The 22319-nt window shown below is 65.8% G+C and carries 18 protein-coding genes and 1 pseudogene; 7 read left to right on the top strand and 12 right to left on the bottom strand.

The annotated features are described in order from the left end of the window. Positions 1–4: 4 nt before the first annotated feature. The 3 genes from MTO99_RS00495 to MTO99_RS00490 all read right to left on the bottom strand — a co-directional run bounded on the left by MTO99_RS00495 (position 5) and on the right by MTO99_RS00490 (position 2880). Entirely contained in the window at positions 5–1135 is a 1131-nt protein-coding gene (locus tag MTO99_RS00495; RefSeq protein WP_243556010.1) for a polysaccharide pyruvyl transferase family protein, read from the bottom strand. Between the two features lie 22 nt (positions 1136–1157). Next, positions 1158–1922 carry a nitroreductase family protein gene (locus MTO99_RS19110; protein WP_354002502.1) on the bottom strand — a complete coding sequence of 255 codons (765 nt, stop codon included), beginning with the start codon at positions 1920–1922 and terminating at the stop codon, positions 1158–1160. A gap of 244 nt (positions 1923–2166) precedes the next feature. Then, the gene (locus MTO99_RS00490) at positions 2167–2880 is read right to left on the bottom strand and encodes a GT-D fold domain-containing glycosyltransferase (RefSeq protein WP_243556008.1); all 714 of its coding nucleotides are present in this window, start codon (positions 2878–2880) and stop codon (positions 2167–2169) included. Between the two features lie 312 nt (positions 2881–3192). Here MTO99_RS00490 and MTO99_RS19105 point away from each other — a divergent pair, with 312 nt between their 5' ends. The 3 genes from MTO99_RS19105 (at position 3193) to MTO99_RS00480 (ending at position 7857) form a co-directional block, all read left to right on the top strand. Further along, positions 3193–5217, top strand: coding sequence for a DUF2264 domain-containing protein (locus MTO99_RS19105; protein ID WP_354002501.1), 2025 nt, complete (start codon positions 3193–3195; stop codon positions 5215–5217). Further along, entirely contained in the window at positions 5211–6401 is a 1191-nt protein-coding gene (locus MTO99_RS00485) for a polysaccharide pyruvyl transferase family protein (RefSeq protein WP_354002500.1), read from the top strand. The genes MTO99_RS19105 and MTO99_RS00485 overlap by 7 nt, the downstream gene beginning before the upstream one ends. A 214-nt stretch (positions 6402–6615) precedes the next feature. Continuing rightward, positions 6616–7857, top strand: a complete 1242-nt coding sequence (locus MTO99_RS00480) for an IS30 family transposase (protein ID WP_435520778.1) — start codon at positions 6616–6618, stop codon at positions 7855–7857. Positions 7858–8153: 296 nt separating this feature from the next. Here MTO99_RS00480 and MTO99_RS00475 read toward each other — a convergent pair whose 3' ends face one another. Further along, the gene (locus MTO99_RS00475; RefSeq protein ID WP_243556003.1) at positions 8154–9545 is read right to left on the bottom strand and encodes a Coenzyme F420 hydrogenase/dehydrogenase, beta subunit C-terminal domain; all 1392 of its coding nucleotides are present in this window, start codon (positions 9543–9545) and stop codon (positions 8154–8156) included. Between the two features lie 200 nt (positions 9546–9745). Next, a pseudogene (locus MTO99_RS00470) lies at positions 9746–9948 on the bottom strand (IS481 family transposase); the annotation flags it as partial. Positions 9949–10126: 178 nt separating this feature from the next. On the opposite strand from MTO99_RS00470, the gene MTO99_RS00465 reads away from it, so the two are divergent. Beyond that, positions 10127–12037 (top strand): DUF4012 domain-containing protein, encoded by a 1911-nt coding sequence (locus tag MTO99_RS00465; protein WP_243556001.1) that lies wholly within the window; start codon positions 10127–10129, stop codon positions 12035–12037. 68 nt (positions 12038–12105) lie between these two features. Then, positions 12106–12618, top strand: coding sequence for an RAD23 family protein (locus MTO99_RS00460; RefSeq protein WP_243555999.1), 513 nt, complete (start codon positions 12106–12108; stop codon positions 12616–12618). Between the two features lie 67 nt (positions 12619–12685). Here MTO99_RS00460 and MTO99_RS00455 read toward each other — a convergent pair whose 3' ends face one another. Then, complete coding sequence (locus MTO99_RS00455; RefSeq protein WP_243558862.1) at positions 12686–13924, bottom strand: IS256 family transposase; 1239 nt, start codon at positions 13922–13924, stop codon at positions 12686–12688. A 149-nt stretch (positions 13925–14073) separates the two neighbouring features. Between MTO99_RS00455 and MTO99_RS00450 the strand changes: the two genes are divergently transcribed. Continuing rightward, on the top strand, positions 14074–14613 hold the full coding sequence (locus MTO99_RS00450) for a nitroreductase family protein (RefSeq protein ID WP_256461044.1): 540 nt from the start codon (positions 14074–14076) through the stop codon (positions 14611–14613). A gap of 27 nt (positions 14614–14640) precedes the next feature. On the opposite strand, the gene MTO99_RS00445 is transcribed toward MTO99_RS00450, so the two are convergent. Genes MTO99_RS00445 through MTO99_RS00435 form a run of 3 tightly spaced genes read right to left on the bottom strand, consistent with a single transcriptional unit; the run spans position 14641 to position 18172 of the window. Further along, on the bottom strand, positions 14641–16116 hold the full coding sequence (locus tag MTO99_RS00445; protein WP_243555997.1) for a sugar transferase: 1476 nt from the start codon (positions 16114–16116) through the stop codon (positions 14641–14643). A gap of 30 nt (positions 16117–16146) precedes the next feature. Next, complete coding sequence (locus tag MTO99_RS00440; RefSeq protein WP_243555995.1) at positions 16147–16749, bottom strand: arsenate reductase/protein-tyrosine-phosphatase family protein; 603 nt, start codon at positions 16747–16749, stop codon at positions 16147–16149. 1 nt (position 16750) lies between these two features. Then, complete coding sequence (locus MTO99_RS00435; RefSeq protein WP_243555993.1) at positions 16751–18172, bottom strand: tyrosine-protein kinase domain-containing protein; 1422 nt, start codon at positions 18170–18172, stop codon at positions 16751–16753. Positions 18173–18256: 84 nt separating this feature from the next. Between MTO99_RS00435 and MTO99_RS00430 the strand changes: the two genes are divergently transcribed. Further along, positions 18257–19000 carry a CPBP family intramembrane glutamic endopeptidase gene (locus tag MTO99_RS00430; protein WP_243555991.1) on the top strand — a complete coding sequence of 248 codons (744 nt, stop codon included), beginning with the start codon at positions 18257–18259 and terminating at the stop codon, positions 18998–19000. A 147-nt stretch (positions 19001–19147) separates the two neighbouring features. On the opposite strand, the gene MTO99_RS00425 is transcribed toward MTO99_RS00430, so the two are convergent. The 3 genes from MTO99_RS00425 to MTO99_RS00415 are packed head-to-tail and all read right to left on the bottom strand — an operon-like array spanning position 19148 to position 22188. Next, positions 19148–19762, bottom strand: coding sequence for a thymidine kinase (locus MTO99_RS00425; protein ID WP_243555989.1), 615 nt, complete (start codon positions 19760–19762; stop codon positions 19148–19150). Positions 19763–19777: 15 nt separating this feature from the next. Then, on the bottom strand, positions 19778–21001 hold the full coding sequence (locus tag MTO99_RS00420; protein ID WP_243555987.1) for a hypothetical protein: 1224 nt from the start codon (positions 20999–21001) through the stop codon (positions 19778–19780). Further along, on the bottom strand, positions 20998–22188 hold the full coding sequence (locus tag MTO99_RS00415; RefSeq protein ID WP_243555986.1) for a sensor histidine kinase: 1191 nt from the start codon (positions 22186–22188) through the stop codon (positions 20998–21000). Before MTO99_RS00415 ends, MTO99_RS00420 begins: the two co-directional genes overlap by 4 nt. Positions 22189–22319: the final 131 nt, after the last annotated feature.

Genomic DNA, 22319 nt, shown 5'->3' with positions numbered 1-22319 from the left:
ACCGTTATCGATGTTCGCCAGCGGCGGCAACCATCGACCCTACGTAGTCCTGAAGGCGCCGCCGTTCATGATCGAGAATGCGGCGAATAACGAGAGTTGGTGCCGCGGCGGTCGCCGCCTCCAACGCCTCACCCGGTTCTGTGACGAGCAGGTCTGTGCGCCCCGTCAATGACAGAAACGATCTGATCCTCCCATCAAATCTCGGCGGTGGCACGACGACAAAGTCGCGGTCGAAGATCGTTGAGAAAGCAGTTCCGTGAAAGGAGTCGGTAACGACGAATGAGGCGTCGCGGAACAGCCTCACGAAGTCTCGGGCCGCGGGAAGAACGATCTTCCGGCCAGAGCCGCGTCGGTGCTGGCTCCAGTACTCGACACGGACTACCGGCAGTCCAAGTTTCTTTGAAAGCGCCTCCACAACCAAAGGGAACACCGGACCTCGATTCAGTTGGTAGACGAGCAGATACGGGGACTGCACGTCATCTCCTCCACCCGCGAACTCGTTCCAGAATGATCTACTCACGCCGAGCGTCGGATCAACATGACTCTGCGCGGCGATGCCCAGTTCAGCCAGGTACTCGGCGGTCTGTTGTTCACGAACGCTGACGCCGCGAAAGGTGCTCAGCGCGTGAATGAGTCGGTCCTCTTCGGCGCTAGGCAGGCGTTGCATCCCAAGTGACGACGAGATGCTGAACTTGTGCGCCCCGGGCGGCGCGAACTCAAGATAGTACGGCCCATTGTCGTGAGTGTGGATGACGTTCCACACCTGATCTGATCCAACACAGTATGCCGAAGCAGCGTCGAACTCATCGCTCGCGCGCAGATCGCCAATCGACCGGTAGACGTCCCTCGTAAGTGTCAGGTTCTCCTGTATCGAGCTCTCGAACACACGTCCCATGTGGCGGGCATTCGAGTGACGAACGGACGCATACAGTGCCGTGGCGACCTGCCCGAACCGCGGTACCGTGCTTCGTGATGCGATCGACCATCCAGTGTCGTCGACGTTCGACTGACGATAGTCGATGAAACGTGGTGTCGCGCCAGCGCGTCGGAGTATCTCCTGGGTCGCTAACGTCTGGAGGAATGAGCCGTAGTTGCGCGTGAAGTGCCGGGTGATGGTATTGACCAGAAGAGTCACGGTAGCGGATCCTCTGATCGAACTATGACGCAGATCTCACGATCTCGGTCTCCTGTCGTCGAACAGATCTTGCAACACGAGCACCAGTCGATGCGTATCCAATGGCGATCATCGTAATTGGCACTTCTGACGGCCTCATTCCCGCTGCTGCTCGTAGCTTCTGAGCGCGCCCGTTGCGCAAACTCAGGTTCAGCATGCACGTATCGACTCCGAGGGCGTGCAACGCCCATACGAGCGTCGAAGAGAAGATGCCACCCTCAATCCAAGCCTGGTTCCGCTCGCCAAGTCCGACGAAGTATCCCAGGTCGACAGAAACAAGAGCAACCTTCGGTATCTCATCACCGAAGCCGCGGTTGCCATCCTGATATCGGAGTATCCCGCGCTTCGCTTCACCTGAGTAGAACCTGACGAGCCATGGTTGCCTGTTGCACACGGATGGTGACCGTGTTGCGAGCGTGATCGCCGTGTTCAGGATCTCGTCTGATGGTATTGAGCCTTGAAAATTGCGGACGCTGTGGCGAGTGGTGAAGAACGCGAATGGATCGTCTAGTCGAGCTTCCGCAGCCAAGTGAGTTGGCGACGGCGCGACCCCATCGTCGAGCGCGTTGCCAACGTTCCAGTCGTGCAGTGCCTCTTGCGCGGCCGCCGCTGATTGGACATAGGCGGCTTGTGGTGCGCGGGCTCGAGCTTCCGGTAGATACCGCGATAGTCGAGCATCGACAGAAGCTCCGAACGGTCGACGAGGTGACCGTAGGGAGAGGGCCTTCTCGACGCTGTGATACGCCATCGTGAGCTGCGCTTCGAGTTGCGTGTCACTCGTCCGTGACGGACGCCTTCCGCTATACGTCGCGAAGCGCTTGTATCGGACTGAGTCTCGAAGAAACTCCATCGTCAGTAGCTGCCAGCCCACGAAACGTTTGAGCGTCTCAGCAATACGCCGCAGAAACGAAGGACTACCGACAACCACCATAGTTACGCGACTCCCCCCACGATCACTACAACCATCTGAGGCTACCTGCCTCATTGTGCGCTCAGTTGTTCGCTTGACCAGTCCAGACCGGCATGGCCTCCGGCCGTTGGCCATCCTTATAGACGTAGTTCCATGATGCGGACAAGTGGCCGATGTCCAGCGCTTGGACTCCCACCCTGGCCAATCTGTGAGCAAGTACGGTGCCCGCGACCCCGAGCGAGATCAGTACGAGATCGGGGCTTCGCTTCTGGACTTCGTCGACTACCCGATCGAGATCGGCGTAGGCGTCTTTGGCGACCGAGAACAAGTAATCCGCAGATTGCAGGTTGTCAAACAACTCATCGAGAAGCTCAAAGCGAGATCCCTCCCCAGTGACAACGAGCGCCTGACGGCCGTCCCAGATATCCCGCCAGAGACGTACGGCGTCCTGCCCGTACTCCTCGAAGAACCACATTCGCGAGACCATTTGATCGCCGAAGCGAGTGGCTGACTCGGGAATGAGCTGGAGAATGCGCGATCCGTGGCGCGTCCACCATCGGGCCGCCATCCGAGGATTTGCCGAGCGCTTCAGGTTGTAGGTACTCGGTAAGCACAGGAGCAGGTTCTCCGCGGGCTCTGCGAGTGTGGTTCTGAGATCCTGTGCCAAGTCCGGACTATTCGTCTGAAATGGAATCGACAGCTTCGGATTCAGCATCATCCCGAGTTCGCCGTCCCCGAACCGCGCAAGGCTGAGACGTTCGCGATGGACGGCAATAAGGGTGTCGGTTGCCGACATCTGACGTCCGCGGAGGCGACGAGTAATGCGCGGGCGAACCCACCCCGCGACGACGAGCGTAGCGATCGGTGAGAGTATCGCGATGAGCGATCTCCGGACGGTCGTAGCCAGCGTCCGCTTCATAACACACCTCAATGCGTCGTTTCATGTCTCGTCACGGATTCAACCTGTGGTCGCAAGAAGTTCGGTGAACGTCTCCGATGGTGTCAGATGTCCGCGTGGTCTGCGAGCGATATCGATGAGTCGCGACCCTTGCGCTCGCGGGATGAATCTGCTCAAGTCAAATGATCCTCACGTGGAGACTGTGATCAGATGACAAGTGCAGCGGATTGGTCCTCGAACACTCACTCCCAGTTCCGATCAAAGGAGGACTGGCGCAAAACGGGAAGGGCTCTCCGCGACGGCGCGATCAGAGCGCTCAGCGAACCGGGCAATCCCGCGCTGTGGTTCCCTGAGAGTGAACACGGGAAGCGCGTTGACCGTCTTGAGGGCCTTGCTCGTGCACTCCTTCTCCACTCGCTTGTCACGTCCGATTGTCAATCGGACGACGCCGATGCCTTCTTCGTGGACGAGATCTGCGCAGGACTCGGACCTGACGACTCAGTGGCGTGGCCTCGCTACGTCTCGCGGTCGCGCTCAGATGCGTCTCGTCAGGTATGTGTGGAGGCATCCGCCATCGCGCTGTCCATGTGGATCAGCCCGCGGGTCTGGCAGGCGCTTGACGCAACCGTTCGATCGAAATTGGCGGCCTTCCTCGTCGAATCGATGGAGCCCTCACTGAAGTCAACCAACAACTGGCAGCTGTTCAGCCTCCCGATTGCTGGGTTTCTCCTCCGGTTCACGAGCATCGATCCGGATCGGCTGAAGTGTGTGGTGTCAACGTCACTCCGTGCAGCGGAGAGGATGTATCAAGCCGATGGGTGGTATTCCGATGGGGGTAGCCGCACGTTTGACTACTACAACGCCTTTGCATTCCACTTCTACCTTCCCGTGTACGCATTCTTGACGAGAGACGAGCGACTTCGAAGTCGGTACGGGACGAGGCTTGCTCGTTTTCTCCCACAGTTGGAGCTCCTCATTTCCGCCGAGGGAAGTCCGGTCTTCTTCGGTCGCTCTCTCACCTATAGGTTTGCAATATGCGCGCCACTGGGGATTGCGGATCTGCTGGGAGTGTCTCCAGAAGGTTCGATTGATCGACGCCGATTGATCGAGTCCGTGTATGACTTCTACGCTCAGCGCTGGTCGTTGGAATCAGATCGGCAAACCGTGCTGCGCGGATGGACTCAACCAGACGCAACGATTGTCGAAAGCTATTCCGGCGCGCTCGCCTCCTATTGGTTGGCGAAGGGGTTTGTTTTCATGTTGATCCCCGATGGCGGTCCATTCTGGAATTCCGCCTCGGGCTCGCTTGCCTCCCGATCAGCCGCAGACGAGGCTGGATGGCACTCCAAGTGGTTGCCCACTCCCGGGTTCCTTGTCGTTCGCTCACCCCACGATGCACGCGTGGCGTTGATCAACCACGGGAGTGATAGGTCGCGGGGGCTGAGAGTGCATCCTGCCGACGACCGCCAGTACGGGCGGCTCGCGTACTCGAGCACAACTGCTCCAGCAGAGGTGAAAGGCGTGAGAGACAATGCATTCACAGTCTCCGCCGGGAAGCACGAGTGGACGACATCACGGATTGTTGCTTCTGCGGGTCGGGACACCTGGGCATCATCGGATGCCATTCTTCGACCCGTCTCGACGACCGACGAAGGCCGGCTCGGCCGTTACTACCACCGGCTGCTCAAGCGGGTCGATCGGGTGATACTTCTGCCGAGTTTTCTGCGCAGTCGGCGTGTGTCGCTCACTGCTGGGGGATGGCAGGTCCATATTGCCTCCTTCAGCCGAAGCCCCCGGCAGAGAACAGTTTCGTTTGGAGGCTGGGCGGTTAACGACAGTACGAGCACCCGCCTCCTGGGGATTGCGGGCTTCTCCGGACCTCGTCCCGAGACAACGGTGGTCCCAACTGCCCTGGGACACCGAAACCGCATCATGACCTACGTTTCCGGGCGGCTACCCCGCTTCGAATCTCACGTCTTCGCAGTCGCTACTTGGTGCGGTGCCGAATCGATCGGTCCGGGCGATCCGCCCCGACTGCGAGGGCTGATAGGCAGGAAGCTTGAGATCGAGATGCCCGATGGTGGGAAGTATGGCGTTGATCTCGATCGCAGATGTGCAAGCCGCGTGACCCTCCTTCAGCCTCCTCCGACAACTTGCAGTGCGACAGGCTCGCCAGGTATCCCGCCAGGTCATCCTTCGAGCATTCACAGGAGGGGGCGGTTCGCTTCGTGGTGAGTAAGGAGCCGTCGTTGAGTGACCGATACCACCCCCGCGTCCTCGTCCGCTCTCTCCCGCTCGAGAGCGGCAATTACGGAGGGCTCCTTCAGGCCTACGCGCTTCAGCAAGCGCTTCTAGTTCTTGGTACAAACCCGATGGCTGATCGGGCCGATCGTTTCGACAAGTACTCGTCGAAGCGACTCAAGGAGGCCGCCCGAAGAGTAATCGTTGCCTTGGGGTACCGGAATCCTGGTTGGCTCACGCGAATTGCACGGGATGCTGACCGGAGGGGGGTCGCAACCTTCGCAGATCGTCACATCCGCTCCGTTCCGCTGTATGTGTCTCGCCAACGGGTTGATGCCGCGCTCGTCGACTCGTTCGATGCCTTCATCGTTGGGAGCGATCAGGTATGGCGTCGGCGATATGCAGATCCACGTCCGAATCTCTTCGAGTTCTTGGAACCAGACGATGGCCGACCGCGATTCAGCTATGCGGCGTCGTTTGGTCGAGATGACATCGATGACTACGGCGCAGGTCTCATCGCTCAGACCGCAGAACTGGCGCAAAGGTTGACTGCGATCTCGGTGCGCGAGGCATCAGGTGTGGATCTGGTTTGGAAAAACTGGGCCTTGCGTGCCCAACAGTTGATCGACCCCACCTTTCTTGTGGAGCCCGAACGTTACATCTCGCTGGCCTCAACAGCTGTGGATCCTCAACCCCAAGGCCGCGTGATCGACTATGTCTTGGACGACAACCCTGCGGCACGTCGGACGGTGAACGGGATCATGAACCACCTCGGCGATGCTTCCTTCTCACTATTGCCTCCAACGCCGAGGTCCTACTGGGACTTTCGACGGCACCGAGAGCAATTCCGCCGCCCGAGCGTAGAAGCATGGCTCGGCGCGATTGGTTCCGCCAGATTCGTGATCACTGATTCGTTTCACGGCACCGCTCTCTCAATCATTCATCACGTGCCGTTCGTATCGATCCTCAATCCATTCCGGGGCGCTGCGAGGCTCGAGAGCCTCATGGATCTGTTCGGCCTGGAGGATCGGATCGTCGAAGCCGGAGCAGCCATTCCCGCTGCGGTTGTCGACCGTTCCATCGATTGGGACCGGGTTGATGCGACGATAGAACGGGAGCGTGAACGGGCGACCGTGTACCTGTGTCGTGCGCTGTCGGGAGATCGGTCTTGGCACTGATGCCCCTCCCGGCATCAGTGCTCAACGGAACTCCCAGAATGTTCCAACTCGGGAATGCTTCTGCCTGCCGGCCTTGCCGGCGCATCCGACGAATGATCAACCGCTGCTCTTGTCAACGTCGATTGAAATCTGACCCCTTTTCGTCGTGGTGGGTTCCAGGCATGGTCGCAACACCTCCTAGATCCTGGGAGTTGTGTTGTCATCGTCTCGTCGTGTGAAGAAGGGTCCTGGGCGTCGCCCGCAGTCGGCCAAGCGGAGAAGGTTCATGGAGCTCCGCGAGCGGGGGTGGAGCATCGCGGCAGCGGCCCGCGAAGTCGGAGTCTCGCGGACGGCAGGGCATAACTGGTCCCGCGGCTACAAGACCTACCGTGGCGGCGTAGTCGTCGGGTTCGTCGCACCTCTCGAACGTCTTGCCGTCCGTGAGATCAGCGAGCGGTTCCTCTCCGAAGATGAGCGGATCCAGATCGGTGATTCTCTTCGTGCCGGCAAGAGCATGCGTACAGTCGCGAGGGAACTGGGCCGGTCGCCATCGACCATCGCCCGCGAAGTCGCGCGGAACTCGACTGGTCGTGATCGGTACCGTCCGTTCGAAGCTCACCGGCACGCTGTCGCCCGCCGCGGCCGCAACCATGTCCCCCGGATCGACAGCGAGGACCGTCTATTCGCCGAGGTCGACGAACTGCTGCAGCAGCGGTGGAGCCCCGAGCAGATCAGCCTTCACCTTCGAGCGAAGTATCCAACGGACGCGACGATGCACCTGAGCACGGAGAGCATCTACCAGGCCGTCTATCGCCCCGGATCGCCGCTCTCGCGGCCCACCCGCCTCGCCCCGCACAAGCCATCACCGCTGCGGACAGGCCGGCAACACCGACGAGCGCAGCAGGGCACCGACCGGCGCCGCCCGCGCTTCGAGCAGCCGATGCTGACCATCCACGACCGCCCTTTCGATCCCGCCGACCGTTCAGAGCTTGGCCATTGGGAAGGAGACCTCATCATCGGGAAGGAGCAGGGTTCCGCGATCGGCACGCTCGTGGAGCGACAGACACGGACCAGCCGACTCCTCCATCTGCCGCTCAGAGACGCGGATGCCCTCCACGACGCGCTCGTCGCGCGCATGAGCGATCTGCCTGCCGAATTGCTGAAGTCGATCACCTGGGACCAAGGCACCGAGATGGCGCGCCACCTCCGAGTGAAGGAATCGCTGGGCGTGCCGGTCTACTTCTGCGACTCCCACTCGCCCTGGCAGCGCGGCAGCAACGAGAACATGAACGGGCTCCTCCGCGACTACTTCCCGAAGGGCACCGACCTCAGTATCTACTCCGCCGGACACCTCCGTGCCGTCGAGGACGAACTCAACGCGAGACCCCGAAAGGTCCTCCAAGGACGATCGCCAGCGGCCGTCCTCCCGACGCTGATAGCCTCGCCTCACGTCCCCGGTGTTGCGACGATGACTTGAAACCGCCCCGGCGTCGACAGCTCTCGAGTCCGACGATCCCGGCCCGGAGTTCAAGGCCGCGTACTGCGCTGACCTCCCAAAGCGAACCAACCCGCTGCTGGCGCCCGCTGACCGCCGCTTGGACGTGCGCGCCGTCTCACCGGGGGCCTCATGGTGGATGAGTTCGGCCGATGACCCATGAGGGTGCTTCGGCAATTCGAGCTATCCGCTGACCGGGAAGACGACCGAGCGGAATCGAGGTGGAGCTCCTCTATGTCGGTCGTTCGGACCCCTGACCCCGTTCCGAGACGTTCTTCCTACCGCTTGGTTCCGCGCACCTTCCGTACCAGATACCTCAGGATGGCGATCGGACCACGTTGGGCGGCGTCGACTCGCTGGTACCTAGCGATTGCCGTTCGCATCCGATCGATGTAGTGATCAAGGTCATTTGTCGCTCTCGCCTGCTCGAACCATTCGAGGGACATTCGTGAGATATCACGCCGCTGTCGAATCAGCCGGATGCGCCCTCTGCTCACACCATCAGTGCTGGGGGAAACACGCTTGATCGGCACGCTGAGTCCTGCGGCGATGTCGTCGGCGAGGCGGACGCGAAGGCCGACGCGGCGATGACGGAAGTTCCCTGCCTGTGAACGGGCCGCCTCGTCCGGACCGAGATCCGTGAGCACCACCGCGCCAGTGTCCTCTGCGGCGCGGAGGATCTCCGTCGCTCGCGCGTCTCGGGTAACGACAATGTTGGTACCGCGCCAATCTCGCTGGTACTGCTCGAGCCAAGCATCACCGAACACGACGTCAGCGGTCTCCGCGAACACGTCATCGCAGAAATTGCAGGCCTCAGGTTGGAATGCTGCGTATCCCCAAGACCCGTCGATCGCCGAAGCAACCGGCCTGACGACGCGTTCTCCTGTCCGCGCAGTCGCGGAGTAGTCATATCGGTTCGCAGCACGTGTGGGGTTCTTCACTCGAAAGTCCACCGTCTCCAGACTCGATGGCGGCACTCCCGCTTGCCACGCGAGCGACTCCGCGAAGAACGTGCTCTTCAGATGTCCGCACACAATCCCCACGAAGAACGCGAGTTGACGGTTCAGCGCAGGCACTTCGTCGGCGAGCAGTCGCATCGCCTTGATGAAGCACGGAACTCCGACGACCGCGTAACGCTTGTCGGGCCGCAGCGCTGCACCGACTTCAGCGAGCGTCGTCGCGTAGTACATCGACTTGCGCGCGCTGAGAAGCTCATCGACGCTCGACGAGACGACGTACTCGAACAATTCCGAACCGTCAGAGCGACCGACGTGCAGGATTGAGTCGACCACTCGACGTTCCAGCAATCCGCTGAGCAGCCGGGTGGCCAGCCCACCCGAGCTGCTCTGGACGACTGAGTCATCTTCCGTCAGGCGGCCCGCCATCACAGCCGAGTAATGGCCGATTCGATCGTCGTGCGGAAGATCGCCGAATCGTTCCGATGCGAGGGCGTCCTCGTTCTTGGCAGCGTCGGAGAACGGGCAAACTCGAGTTGCGAGAGAGATCTGTTCGGAGGTCGCTGTCGCGAGGTTCGCCTGGTACAGGCCGCGGGACCCGAGGGTGACTGCAATTGCGCCGCCAGTACGAATGGCACAGGCGCCGCAGCCGATGCACATTCCGCGTTCGACGACTTGCTCGATACCGTGGCGGATCTGATTCCGCTCGGACAAGGCGAACCTCACTCCCCGGATTTCGGTCCGTTGGTGCGCTCGCCCGTACCATACGTGCGCACGGTCACACACTATATGGAAGAGCGGTTTACGGTCGCAAGTGTTGAGGCGCTCATCGCTACAGTCTCTTCAGCTGAGCCCGTCAGCAGTTCGCTATTGGCTAGCTGCGGTTCTCTCTGAATTGCAGACGCGGGCATGGTCCCAGCCGTCGCTTCTCGGAGCCGCTCGCCCTGCTGCTCGCCGACGAACCGCTGCCACCACCATCTGCCGTGTCACCGAATTTCGTCGCGTCGACATGGATCATCGCCCATGAACGGCCGTGCTGATAACTGCGGATGGGTTTGCCTGTGACCCGATCGAAGTGACTGAGCCGATTGATCCGGCATTGCACGATCACGGCATGACGGTCGAGGTAGGGATGCCGGGGGAGAAGGATGGACAAGGTTACCTTCGAAGTGCGTTACTCGGATGGCAGGCCTCGTAACGCCCGGGTTACGCTACTGACCGTGACGCCGTCTTCCGGGGGTTCGGGGTCGTCGGGTGGAACCCATGGGGATAGGGTGCCGGCCCGACGTGATGCGGTGCGCGGTTCCCGCGGATCCGAGAAAGGGGCGGCAGGCGGTGATCGGGCGCACCGGTCCAGCGGGGGATCACACTCCGGTTCGGGCCGCTCCCACGGCTCAGGCCACCACCATCGCTCGAGCACCGCGCGCCGCCGCAAGCGCACCCGCCGCATCCTCACCTGGTCGCTGGTCGGCCTCGCCGCCCTGCTCGTGCTCTCGCTGGCCTGGGTCGGCATCCGCGCCCTCCTCGCCAAGAACGAGCTCGAGGCGGCGGTGCCGCTCGCCCGGCAGGCGCAGGAGCAGATCCTCGACGCCGACGCCGCTGCGGCGCCGAAGACCGCACGGGACCTCGCCGACCACGCGGCATCCGCGGCGTCGCTCACCGGCGACCCGATCTGGCGCCTATACGAATCGATTCCTGGGCTCGGGCCCAATCTCGAGGTGTTGCGGTCGATCTCGGCATCGGTCGATCGTGCGGCGTCGGGCGCCGTGCTGCCGCTGGCCGCGGCCGCCGAGGGCATGGATCTGGCGCGGTTCGCGCCCGTGGGCAATCGCATCGACCTGCAGCCGATCGTCGACCTGCAGGAGCCGGCACACCAGGCGCGGGTGGCGATGGACACCGCCGCGGCGATCGTCGAGCAGCCGCGGGTGGCCGCGGCCGACGTCATCGGCCCGCTCGCCGACGCCCGCGACGAGTACGTCGACCTCATCGGGCAGGCGCGTGACGTTGTCGGCGCGCTCGACCGCGCCACCACCCTGCTGCCGCCGATGCTCGGCGCGGCGGGGCCCCGAGACATCCTGCTGCTGTTCCAGAACAACGCCGAACTGCGCTCGCTCGGCGGCATCCCGGGTGCACTCGCGCTCGTGCACGCCGACGGCGGCGGCATCGGGCTCGTGCAGCAGGCGAGCTCGAGCGACTTCCCGCGGTTCGACCCGCCGGTCGTCCAGTTGCCGATCGAGACTCGCGCGCTCTGGGGCGACAACACCGCGCGGTACATCCAGGATGCGACGTTCACCCCGCAGTTCCCACTCGCGGCCACCGTCGCCCGCGAGATGTGGCGACAGCGTTTCGGGCAGGAGGTGCAGACGGTCGTCGCGGTCGACCCGGTGATGCTGAGCTACCTGCTGCGCGCGACCGGGCCGCTGACCCTCTCGACCGGCGACGTGATATCGGCCGACAACGCGGTGACCTTCCTGCTGCAAGACGTGTATCTGCGGTACGAGGTCGCACAGCAGGATGCGATCTTCGCCGAGGTCGCGGCCGCCGCATTCGACGCGCTCGCCGCGGGCGGCGCGGACCCCCGTGCACTCATCGACGCCTTCGCCCAGGCCGGTGCGGAACGACGCATCCTGATCTGGAACGCGGACGCCAACGAGCAGGCGGCCCTCACCGGCACCTCGCTCGTGGGTGCACTGCCCGAAGGCGGCGACGACGAGCAGGCGTTCGGCGTGTACTTCAACGACGCGACCGGATCGAAGATGGACCGCTTCCTGCAACTGGGCATCGACGTCGGCACCGTCACCTGCCGTAACGATGGTCTACCGCTCTACGAGATCCACGTCACGCTCACGAACACCGCACCCGGCGATGCCGCCACCAGCTTGCCCGCCTATGTGACCGGTGGCGGCAGGTATGGCACCCCGCCCGGTTCGATCCGCACCACGGTGCACGCCTACAGCGAACTCGGCAGCTACAACCTCGGCGTGAAGCTGAACGGCGAGCCCACCGGCTACCATCCGACGTCCGACACGGGATACACCCTGAGCAAGGTGGTGTCAACCCTCGCGCCCGGTGAGACCGCGACCTACACCTTCGGATTCCTCGGCGGCGAGTCCGGATCCAAGCAGCCGATCATCGAATCGACGCCGTTGATGACACCGATCGAACCCCAAAGGGTCGCGCTCTCATGCGACTCTGCCGTATGGTGAGCGTGTTGTGTGTACCCCGTACGGGGTGGCCTGCATCGATCTGATACCAAAACGGGGGTTCGGTACTCATGATTCGAAGGATCCTGGCGACGATCGCCGTCGCCGCCGCGGCACTGTTCGCAGCGCCCGCGGCCGCACAAGCTTCAGAAGGTGGCACCGGATACGTCGGCCAGGGCACGAACCTGACGCTCACGGTCGGCCAGGTGGGCACCATGACCTTCACCGGCCTGCCGCCCAGCACACCGTCGACGGCCACCGCGCCCGACGCCGTCACGCTGGCGGTGCTGAAGGCCGCGACCGCATCGAGACCGACGGATGCCTCGGGCACCGTGTCGTACCAGGTCTCCTCGAACACGCCGGGCACGTACACCGTGACCGTGACGGCGGGGCAGTATGTCGCCACCGGCACACTCACCGTCGTACCGGCCGACACCGCCGGCAAGACGACTGGCACCGCGGCGACCGGGTTCGACCTGCCGGTGCTCTGGATCTGGATCGCCGTCGGTGCGATCGTGCTCGGAGCCGCACTCGTGCTCGTGCTCACCACTGTGCGCCGATCGCGCAAGGCTGAGGCCGAGTAGGCGAACCCCGCCCACCGGCACCCGTTCGGGGTGTGTCCGATGAACGGTGGATCTGGTCTGGCGCATTTCAGTTGATGCGGCCTTCGAAGGTGATCGCGAACGCGTTCAGCGCCGGCTTCCACCTCGTGACCCAGCGTGCCCGTCCTCGCCCGGTGGGGTCAAGCGAGCGGGTCACGAGGTAGAGGCACTTCAGCGCGGCGGCATCGTTCGGGAAGTGCCCTCGTGCCCTGACCGCTCGTCGGTAGCGGGCGTTGAGAGACTCGATCGCGTTCGTCGAGCAGATGATGCGGCGGATCTCGATGTCGTAGTCCAGGAACGGGATGAACTCGCTCCAGGCGTTCTCCCAGAGCTTGCGGATCGCGGGATACATGCTCGCCCACTTCTCCGCGAACTCCTCGAACCTTGCCTTCGCGGCGGCCTCGGTCGGGGCGGTGTAGACCGGCCGCAGGTCGCGGGCGATCTGGTCCCAGTACTTGCGGGACGCGAACTTGAAGGTGTTGCGGATCAGGTGGATGATGCACGTCTGCACGACCGCGAGCTCCCACGTGGTGGTGATCGACTCGGGCAGCCCCTTCAGCCCGTCGCAGACGACGATGCAGACGTCCTCGACGCCGCGGTTCTTCAGCTCGGTGAGCACGCCCAGCCAGAACTTCGCACCCTCGCCGCCGTCGCCGGCCCAGATCCCGAGGATCTCGCGCTCCCCGGCTGTGGTGACGCCGACAGCGACGTAGAACGGTTTGTTGCGCACCTGCCCGTCCCGGACCTTCACCACGATCGCGTCGATGAACACCACCGGGTAGACCCGGTCCAACGGGCGGTTCTGCCACTCGGTCATCTCCTCGATGACCTTGTCCGTGATCTTCGAGATCGTGTCCTTGCTCACGCTCGCGCCGTAAACATCGTCGAAGTGCGCCGCCACCTCACCCGTGGTCAGCCCCCGCGCCGTCAGCGACAGCACGATCTCGTCGATCCCGTCCAGCCGGCGTTGCCGCTTGCGGACGATCTTCGGCTGGAACGACCCGTCACGGTCCCGCGGCACGTCGATCTGAACCGCGCCAACCGCGGTGAGCACCGTCTTGGACCGGGTGCCGTTGCGGGCGTTGTCACCCTCGCTGGCGCCGTGCTTCTCGTAGCCGAGGTGCTCGGTCATCTCGGCCTCGAGCGCGGTCTCCAAGACCGTCTTGGTGAGGTTCCCGACCAGCCCACCCGGGCCGACCAGGCTCACGCCCTGCTCCTTCGCCTGCGCGAGCAACTGCGCGGCGATCTGCTGCTGATCGATGATCTCTCCGGCCACAGGATCGATCATCTCGATGACATCGGTCATCGCCCTTCCTTTCGGTCAGGCCAGATCCAGATCCACCGTTGTCCTGACAGTCCCCGCTTGTCGACGATTCTGGGTACAACGCGGGAAACGCCGCGCCCGACCGCCCGGCGTCGAAGGCGACTAGGGTCAGTATCGACGACCTCGAGGATCTTGCGCGACGACGCTCTTCGGTACGCTGGTACCGTCCGGAGCCGGTGCCACGCAGCATCGTCGAACGGGCCGTTGAGATCGCGTTGGAATCGCCGACGGCGTGCAACCGTCAGCCATACGAGTTTTATCTCGTCGACGAGCCCAGCCTGGTTCCGAAGGTCGCTGCGGTGCCTATGGGCACTGCGGGATATGTGCACGGATTGACCGCCCTCGCGGTCATCGTCGGCGATCTCTCGGCGTTCGCCGATGAGCGCGACCGTCATCTCATCTACATCGACGGCTCGCTCGCAGCGATGTCCTTCATCCTGGCTCTGGAGGCGCCAGGCGTCTCCACACTCTGCATCAATTGGCCTGACATCCGATCACGCGAGCAGGCCATGGCTCAGCTGCTCAGACTGGAACAGCACCAACGCATCGTGATGCTCGTCGCGTACGGATTCGCAGATGAGCAGGCTCGAGTCCCGTTCTCGCAGAAAAAGCCCGTCGGCATGGCGCATACGTTCGTCTCGTCGGTGAGCTGACCAGGCCAAGTGCCACCCTGCTCGCCGTCACACCGCACTCCGACCCGGCGCCAGCACCGCGCGAGCCGTCCGGATCATGATCATCAGGTCCCCGGTCAGCGACCAGTTCTCGACGTAGTACAGGTCGAGCCGAATCGCCTCCTCCCAGGTAAGCGCAGAGCGGCCGCTCACCTGCCAGAGGCCGGTCATGCCGGGTTGCACGAGCAGGCGGCGGTGCGCACCTCGGTCGTACAGTTCGACTTCGGCCGGTACCTGAGGTCGAGGCCCCACCAGGCTCATCGAGCCGCCGAGCACGTTGAAGAGCTGCGGGAATTCATCAAGCGAGTACTTGCGCAGGATCCGCCCGACGGGGGTGATGCGCGGGTCCTCCTTGACCTTGAACAGTGGGGTATCGCCCGCGCCCTGCTCGCGCAGGAGCGCCGCGAGCTCCGCGTCGGCGCCATCTCGCATCGAGCGGAACTTCAGCATCTGGAACGGTCGTCCGCCCTTGCCGACGCGGGTCTGCCGGAAGAACACCGGGCCGGGCGAGCTCAGTTTGACCGCGATCGCGACGCCGACGAGCATCGGCGAGAGCACGACGGCGAGCGCGCCACCCACCACGAGGTCGAACGCGCGTTTCGCGACGAGCTTGCGGCCCTCGAACCGCGGGGTCTCCACGTGCATCAGCGGCAGCCCGGCCACCGGGCGGGTGTGGATGCGCGGGCCGCCGATGTCGATGAGGCTCGGGGCGACAACGAGGTGCTCGGCGCCGGCCGAGAGGCCCCAGCTGAGTTCGCGCACCCGCTCGGGGCCGAGTTCGTCGGCGCTCGTGATGACGATGGTGTCGGCGCCGAAGTCGCGCATCACGGCGAGCGGGTTCGCGAAGGTCCGGACGGCCGGGATGCTGGTGCCGTCGAGAGTCTCACCTGATCCGCCGGGGACGCACACGCCGACGACCTGGTACCCGGCCTCAGGCATCCGGACGAGCGCCCGCCCGATCGTGCGCACCGACTGTTCGGAGCCGATCAGCAGCACACGGGTCGTGAGCCCGCCGCGGCGTCGCACCATCCCGAGCCACTGCCGCCACATCCATCGCGACAACAGCAGCACGAGCAACCCCAGGGGGAACGCGATGAGCACGTAGCCGCGCGCGACATCCACCTTGAACAGGAACGCGACGATCGCGACCAGGCCGAACAGCCGCACCGCGCCGTCGGCGATCGCCTTGTATTCCGCTGTACCCACGCCCAGCACGCGCGGCGATCGGGTGTCGTACAGCTCGAGTGCCACCATCCAGCTCACGACGATCACGAGCGACAGCACGGTGTAGCTGATCGCGATGTCATCACGCGAGCCGCTGAACCCCGTCGCGGAGCGGTCGATGCCGAGCCATCCGATCTGCGTGCCGAACACCACCCACAGCAGCACGAGCAGGTCGGTCACGCGCACCCGCATGACGAGCGCATCCGACCAGTCGGCCGTCGACATCCACGACGAGGTCGGCCGTGCCGCGCGAGTCAGCATGACCGGCCTCCCCGGGTGGGGCGGCGAAGCTCAGGTACCGACACGGTCGCCCCGGACGATCGGCATAGCGAGCGGACTCAGGATCGCATCGATGGCGCGTTCGATCAGCTCCCCCGCTGCGGCGTACACGTCGGGTGCACGGCCGTACGGGTCGAGGATGTCGTCGTCCTCCGGCGCGGCCGGCGGAACGGCGAGGCCGCGCTGGGCGGGCACGGCCTGGAGGAGATGCTGCAGCATCGCGGCAGGATGCTCCGCGGATGCCGCGGAGCCGGTGCCGTTCAGCAGGACGAACTCGGCGAGGCGTGCGAACTCCCGCAGGGTGAACGCCCGCCGTGATGCCGCGGGAACGAGTGACGCGACCTCCGCGCGGTGGGCGCGCGTCGCGGTCAGCACCAGGTCGCTCTGCCGCACGAGGTCGGGTGTCAGGGATCTCGCCGAGTGCGGTCGGGGCTCCACGCCCGCGGCGACGAGCACATCGAGCGCCTCGGGTGTCATCGCGCTGCCCACGAGTGCGCGCGTGCCCGCGCTCGACACCACGGCATCGACACCGAGCCGCTCGAGCCGTGCCGCGAAGAGACGTTCGGCGAGCGGCGAGCGGCAGATGTTGCCCGTGCAGACGAACAGCACCCGCATGTCACGTCACCGTCGGTTCCGCCGGTTCCGCCGCTGGTCCGTAGCGATAGCCGTATCCGTACCCATATCGCCCGTACCGGTACGCGTCGGAGCCCTTCGTCGGCAACATCGTGATGACGATGCCCGATACCGGCGCATCGACGTTCGCGAGCACGTCGATCGAGCCCTTCAACTGCCCCCGGTGGGCGCGACCCGCCGCGACGACCACGATCGCCCCGCCGACGGTGCGCGACAGCACCGCCGCATCGGTGACCGGCAGCAACGGCGGCGCGTCGAACAGCACGACGTCGAACGCCCGGGCGAGCTCCGCCACCGCCTTCTGCATGGCGGCGCTGCCCAGCAGCTCGGAAGGATTCGGGGGAACCCGACCGGCCGGCAGCACGTACATCTCGCCGCGCCCCCACGGCTGGATGACGTCCTGCAGGTCGGCCCGTCCGATGAGCAGGTCGGTGAGACCGGCCGCCCCCTCGAGACCCAGGTACTGCGCCATCTTCGGTCGCCGCAGATCGGCGTCGACGAGCAGCACCCGCGAGCCGGCGTCGGCGATCGCGATCGCCAGGTTCGCCGCTGTCGTCGACTTGCCCTCGCCCTCGATCGAGGACGTGACCACGAACGCCCGCTCGGGCCGATCGAGCTCCAGGAACTGCAGGTTCGTGCGCAGCGCGCGGAACGACTCGGCCCGTGGTGAGTGCGGGTCGGCGTGCACGATGAGCGGACGGTCCTTCGCCTTCGGGTCGAACACGATGCCGCCGATGATCGGCGTTTCGGTGATCTGCTCGATGTCGCGCTCGCTGCGGATGCGCGTATCGAGCGTTGCGCGCAGCACCGCGATACCGACGCCGATGGCCAGTCCGATCAGCCCGCCGAGCACGAGGTTGAGCGGCACGTTCGGGCTGACGGGCCGCTGCGGCACGGCCGCGTGCTGCACGAGGGTGAGCTTCACCGGCGAGGACGCGGTGGTCTGCCCGTCGGCCGTCGTGCTCTCGGTGGACTCGATCGCTCCCACCACTTTGGTGAGGTTCTCGGAGACGGCGGTCGCGACCTGCGCGGCGCGCGCGGGCGACTCGTCGGTGACGGTGATCTCGATGAGCGTTGTGTCGTTGAGGGCGACGGCGCCGACGTTCGCGGCCAGCACGTCGTCAGTGACGTCGAGCCGAAGCTGGTCGATGACGGGTAGCAGCACGATCGGCGTCGTCGCCAGGTCGGCGTACGTCGTCACCCGCTGTTGCGTGAAGGCGTTGCCCTGCTGCATCTCGCCGATGGTGCCGCCGGTCGATGTCGAGACGAACACCTTCGCCGACGAACTGTACTTCGGGGTCTGCACGAACGAGTACGCGGCCGCCGCGCCGATCCCGAGCAGCGCGCAGGCGACGATGATGATCCAGTTCTGCCGCAGCACCCGGATGTAGTCCGAAAGCTCCACAAGCCCCCCAACGCGTCCCGCAGCCCCCGCCGCAAACGTCCGCTTCGATCATGCTGCCACAGTTCGACCGTTACGCTCACGTACGTGAACCGTTCTGACGGCGCACGTCTCGGCGACGACGCCGCTGAGACGGCTGCGAACGCGCGGCGCCGACTCGTCGTCGGCGCGGTCGCCCTGGTCGTCGCGATCGTCGCGATCGTCGCGTGGGGATGGCTCGTCCGCACCGTCGTCATCCCCGAGCCGGTGCAGTTGTTCGCCGCCTACCTCGTCGTCTGGATCCCGCTCGCGATCGCCGTCGTCGTCGCGGTGCGCAGGCACGGCAGCGGATCGTTCGTGCACGACCTCGGCCTGCGGTTCCGGTGGATCGACCTGCTCTGGGGCTTCGGGGTCGGATGCCTTGTGCGCGGGGTCTCGGCAGTGATCGAGACCGCCGTCTGGGGGCGGATGTCGGGATCGGGCGTCGCGTTCGGCGTCGACCCGGCGTGGGCCTGGTTCACCCTGCTCGTCGCACCGGTGCTCATCGGCCCGCTCATCGAAGAGGTGTTCTTCCGCGGACTCACCCAGCGCGCAGTCACCGACCGCTCCCGCGCGGCCAGCGCCCGCCCGCGTACGGCGGCCGCGATCGGCATCGTCGCGACGGCGCTCGTGTTCGCCCTGCTGCACCTGCTCGAGGCCACCTCGCCGGGCACCGCAGTCGTGCTCGAGCTCAGCTCGTTCACGGTCGGGCTCGGGTGCGGCATCCTCGCGGCGCTCACCGGCCGCATCGGCGGGGCGATCATCGCGCATGCCGTGTCGAACGGTCTGCTCGTCCTGCTGGTCGTGAGCTGAGGCATCCGAACCGCCCTGAGTCACCGCCGCCGGAGGCACGAGCCGCGGGCTCTCCCCGCTTGCGGGCTAGTATCCGAGCAATGTTCGGCTCTACGCTGCGGGTGTCCCCACCGGCCGCAGCGCGAGCGAGGTCCGCCCGCCCACGCCTCAGTGCCGCCCGTTCAGCACCCCGCCCGACTCCTGCAGGTAGCAGGCGCCGCACAGCGACTCGTACGTGACATCCTGCCCGTCGATCGCGACCTGGTCGCCGTCGAAGACGTAGCGTCCGTCGATGAGCCGGCCGTTGAAGATCGCCTTGCGCCCGCACCGGCAGATGGTCTTCAGCTCTTCGAGCGAGTGCGCCACCTCGAGCAGGCGCCGGCTGCCGCCGAACGCGACGGTCTGGAAGTCGGTGCGGATGCCGTAGGCGAGCACCGGCACGTCGTCCATGAGGGCGATGCGCAGCAGATCGTCGACCTGGTTCGCCGTGAGGAACTGCGCCTCGTCGACGAGCAGGCAGCTCACGTCGCGCCCGGTGCGTTCGACGACCGCGGCCCGCTGCCGTTCGAACAGCGGCAGCACCTCGTCGTCTGGGCCGATCGTGAAGTCGACCTCGCGGGTCACGCCGAGTCGCGACACGATCTCGCGGTCGCCTTTCGTGTCGACCGCCGGTTTGGCGAGCAGCACCTCGTGCCCGCGTTCTTCGTAGTTGAACGCGGCTTGCAGCAGGGCGGTCGATTTGCCCGAGTTCATCGCGCCGTATCGGAAGTACAGCTTCGCCATCAGTCGCGCACCCGTTCACTCGATGACATATCGCAACTCCACCATCACATTCTCTCCTGTGACGGCGGTGCGAGCGCCCATGCCGAACGCGCGCGCGATCGACGCGAAGCGGCGCAGTTCGCGACGGCTCGGCGGCCGCGGGCCGGGTGTCGCGTCGATGACGACGTGGCCGAGGCTGCTGGCCGCGTCGTCGAGCGCGAACCGGCGCGCGGCGCGGCGCACGCTCGGCGGGCTTGCGGAGGTGCCGGCGCCCTCCTGGCGACGCAGGACCACGCGCACCGCGGAGGTGCGGCCGCCGCCCGCGAGCCACGACAGCAGGGCAGCGACGGCCGAGCGCTGGTCTTCGGTGAAGCTTCGTGCATCGGATGCCTCGTCGGCGACCTCGATCGCGATGCCTTCGTCGGCGGTCAGCGCGCTCGCGAGATCGTCGAGCCAGGTCGCCTCGACGCCCTCGCGCACGGCCCGGCGCAGCGCCTCGGCGAGATCGCGGGCGCGGTCGGCGTCGTCGACGCTGATGCGGTCGGAGGTCATCACCCCGGCGAGGAACGGCAGCACCTCGCCTGAGAGGACGGCCACCGGCGAGGTGCGCCCCGCGGTGGGGCGCGAGCGACCGGATGCCGCGGCCACCGCGCGGGCGAGCGCGGCGCGGTTCGCCTCCCGCTGCCACCGCAGCACGTCGGCTGCGAGCGACGCCGAATACGCGGCCGCCGCGGCCGACATCGCGAGCACCACCGCGACCCGCACGAGGATCGTCGCGGGCAGCGGGCCGAGGGGCACGACGATCGACGTGCCGCCGACGACGAGGATCGAGAGGACGGCGGCCGACAGCACGCCGGCGAGCGCGAGCGCACGCCAACTGCAGAACGGTGCGAGCACGAGGATGAGCAGCCCCACCACCGCGGCCCCGTAATCGTCGTACAGGTAGCGGTCCTCGCCGGCGGTCGACACGAACTCGGCGATCGCGCCGCCGCCGGCGAGCACGACGACCAGCCCGAGCCGTTCCGACGTGAACGGGCCGCGTGCCGGTGACGTGCCGATGACGGCCATCGCGCCGGCGATTGCGACGAGCAGCACCCCGAGCGCGGCCGCGGGCGCCGAGCGCAGTTCACCGGCGTGCACGAGCGTGAGCCCGGTGGCGAGCAGGGTCGCGGCGACCGCGCCGGTCAGGACGAGGCCCCGCGCCGCGACGGCGCCGAGCGGATCGAGCTCTTGTTGCGTGATGCGCAGGCCGGTGTTCATGCGTTCGCCTCCCCCGCGGTCGGACGATCGTCGTGGGGTTCCAGCGGCAGGGTGAGCACGACGGTCGTGCCGATGCCTTCGGTCGACCAGAGCCGCACCGTGCCGCCGGCCTGCTCGACCCGGGCGCGGATCGAGGTGCGCAGGCCGATGCGGTCTTCGGGCACGTGCGAGGTGTCGAACCCGACGCCGCTGTCCATGACGGCGACCGTCACTTCGCCGCCGCCGACGCCGACCGCGAGTTCCATCTCGTCGACCTGCGCGTGGCGGGCGACGTTCACGATGCACTGCGCGACCGCGGCGTCGAGTTCGGCGAGCTGCTCGGGCGGCACCCGCGACAGCACCGACAGGTCGCCCGTGACGCGCACCCGCAGGCTCGCGTCGGCCATCGCGGTGAAGGCGAGCGGCAGCAGTTCGGGCGGCAGCGCGTCGCCGACCGTCGCCGTGGGCGCGGATTCGCCCCGGCGATCGACGGCCCAGTCGCGGCCGATCACGAGCCCCAGGTCGTGCCGGATGCCGGCGCGCAACCGGTCGCTCACCGGCCCCGAACCGGCGTCGGAGATCGCCACGAGATGTCCGAGCACGGTGTCGTGCAGTCGTGCGGTGGCCCGGAGTTCGTACTCGTGCCGGAGGGCGAGCTCGCGCGCTTGGCGACCGGCCCGGGCGAGGCCGATCGCCCGCTGGCGCTGCGATCGGCGTGCGAGGCCGTCGAAGCTGCGGATGGCGACGAGCATCAGCAGGACGAGCAGCGACGGCACGTTGATCACCCACGCGCCGCCCACGATGGTGCACGCCACGAAAACCACCGCTTCGCCGAGCGCCCAGCCGAGCGACGCCCAGACCACGGCGATGCCCGTGCCGATGCCGGCGCCGCCGACGAGGATCAGCGCCGTGCGCGGAAGCGAGAGCAGCACGTTGTTCGAGTCGGTGAACAGGTCGTCGCGGCTCATCACGAGCACCGCGGCGGCGAAGACGATCGCCGTCCCGCCGGCGAGGTAGACGAGCGTGTTCGTGATCGTCGGGCGCAGGTCGATGAGTCCGATGAGCCCTGCGAACGCGAGCGCGACGCCGAACGCGATGAGCCCGCGCGGCTCGACGGCGCCGATCGCGACGACGAGGCCGACGATGCCGGCGACGGCGACGCAGACGAGCGCGGCAGCGTGCCCGGCGCGGGCGAAGGCGCGGCTCATGACGCCCCGGGAGAGGTGATCGGGCAACCCCAACGCCATGCCGCCTCCGTTCGGGTCCGACGCGTCTGTGCGTACGGCCGGTGGACCGGCCTGTCCGGATTATCCCATCGAGCGCGGATGCGCGCAGGTTC

Source organism: Agromyces larvae, from assembly GCF_022811705.1.
Taxonomy (GTDB): domain Bacteria; phylum Actinomycetota; class Actinomycetes; order Actinomycetales; family Microbacteriaceae; genus Agromyces; species Agromyces larvae.
This window is presented reverse-complemented; position numbering and strand designations above follow the sequence as displayed.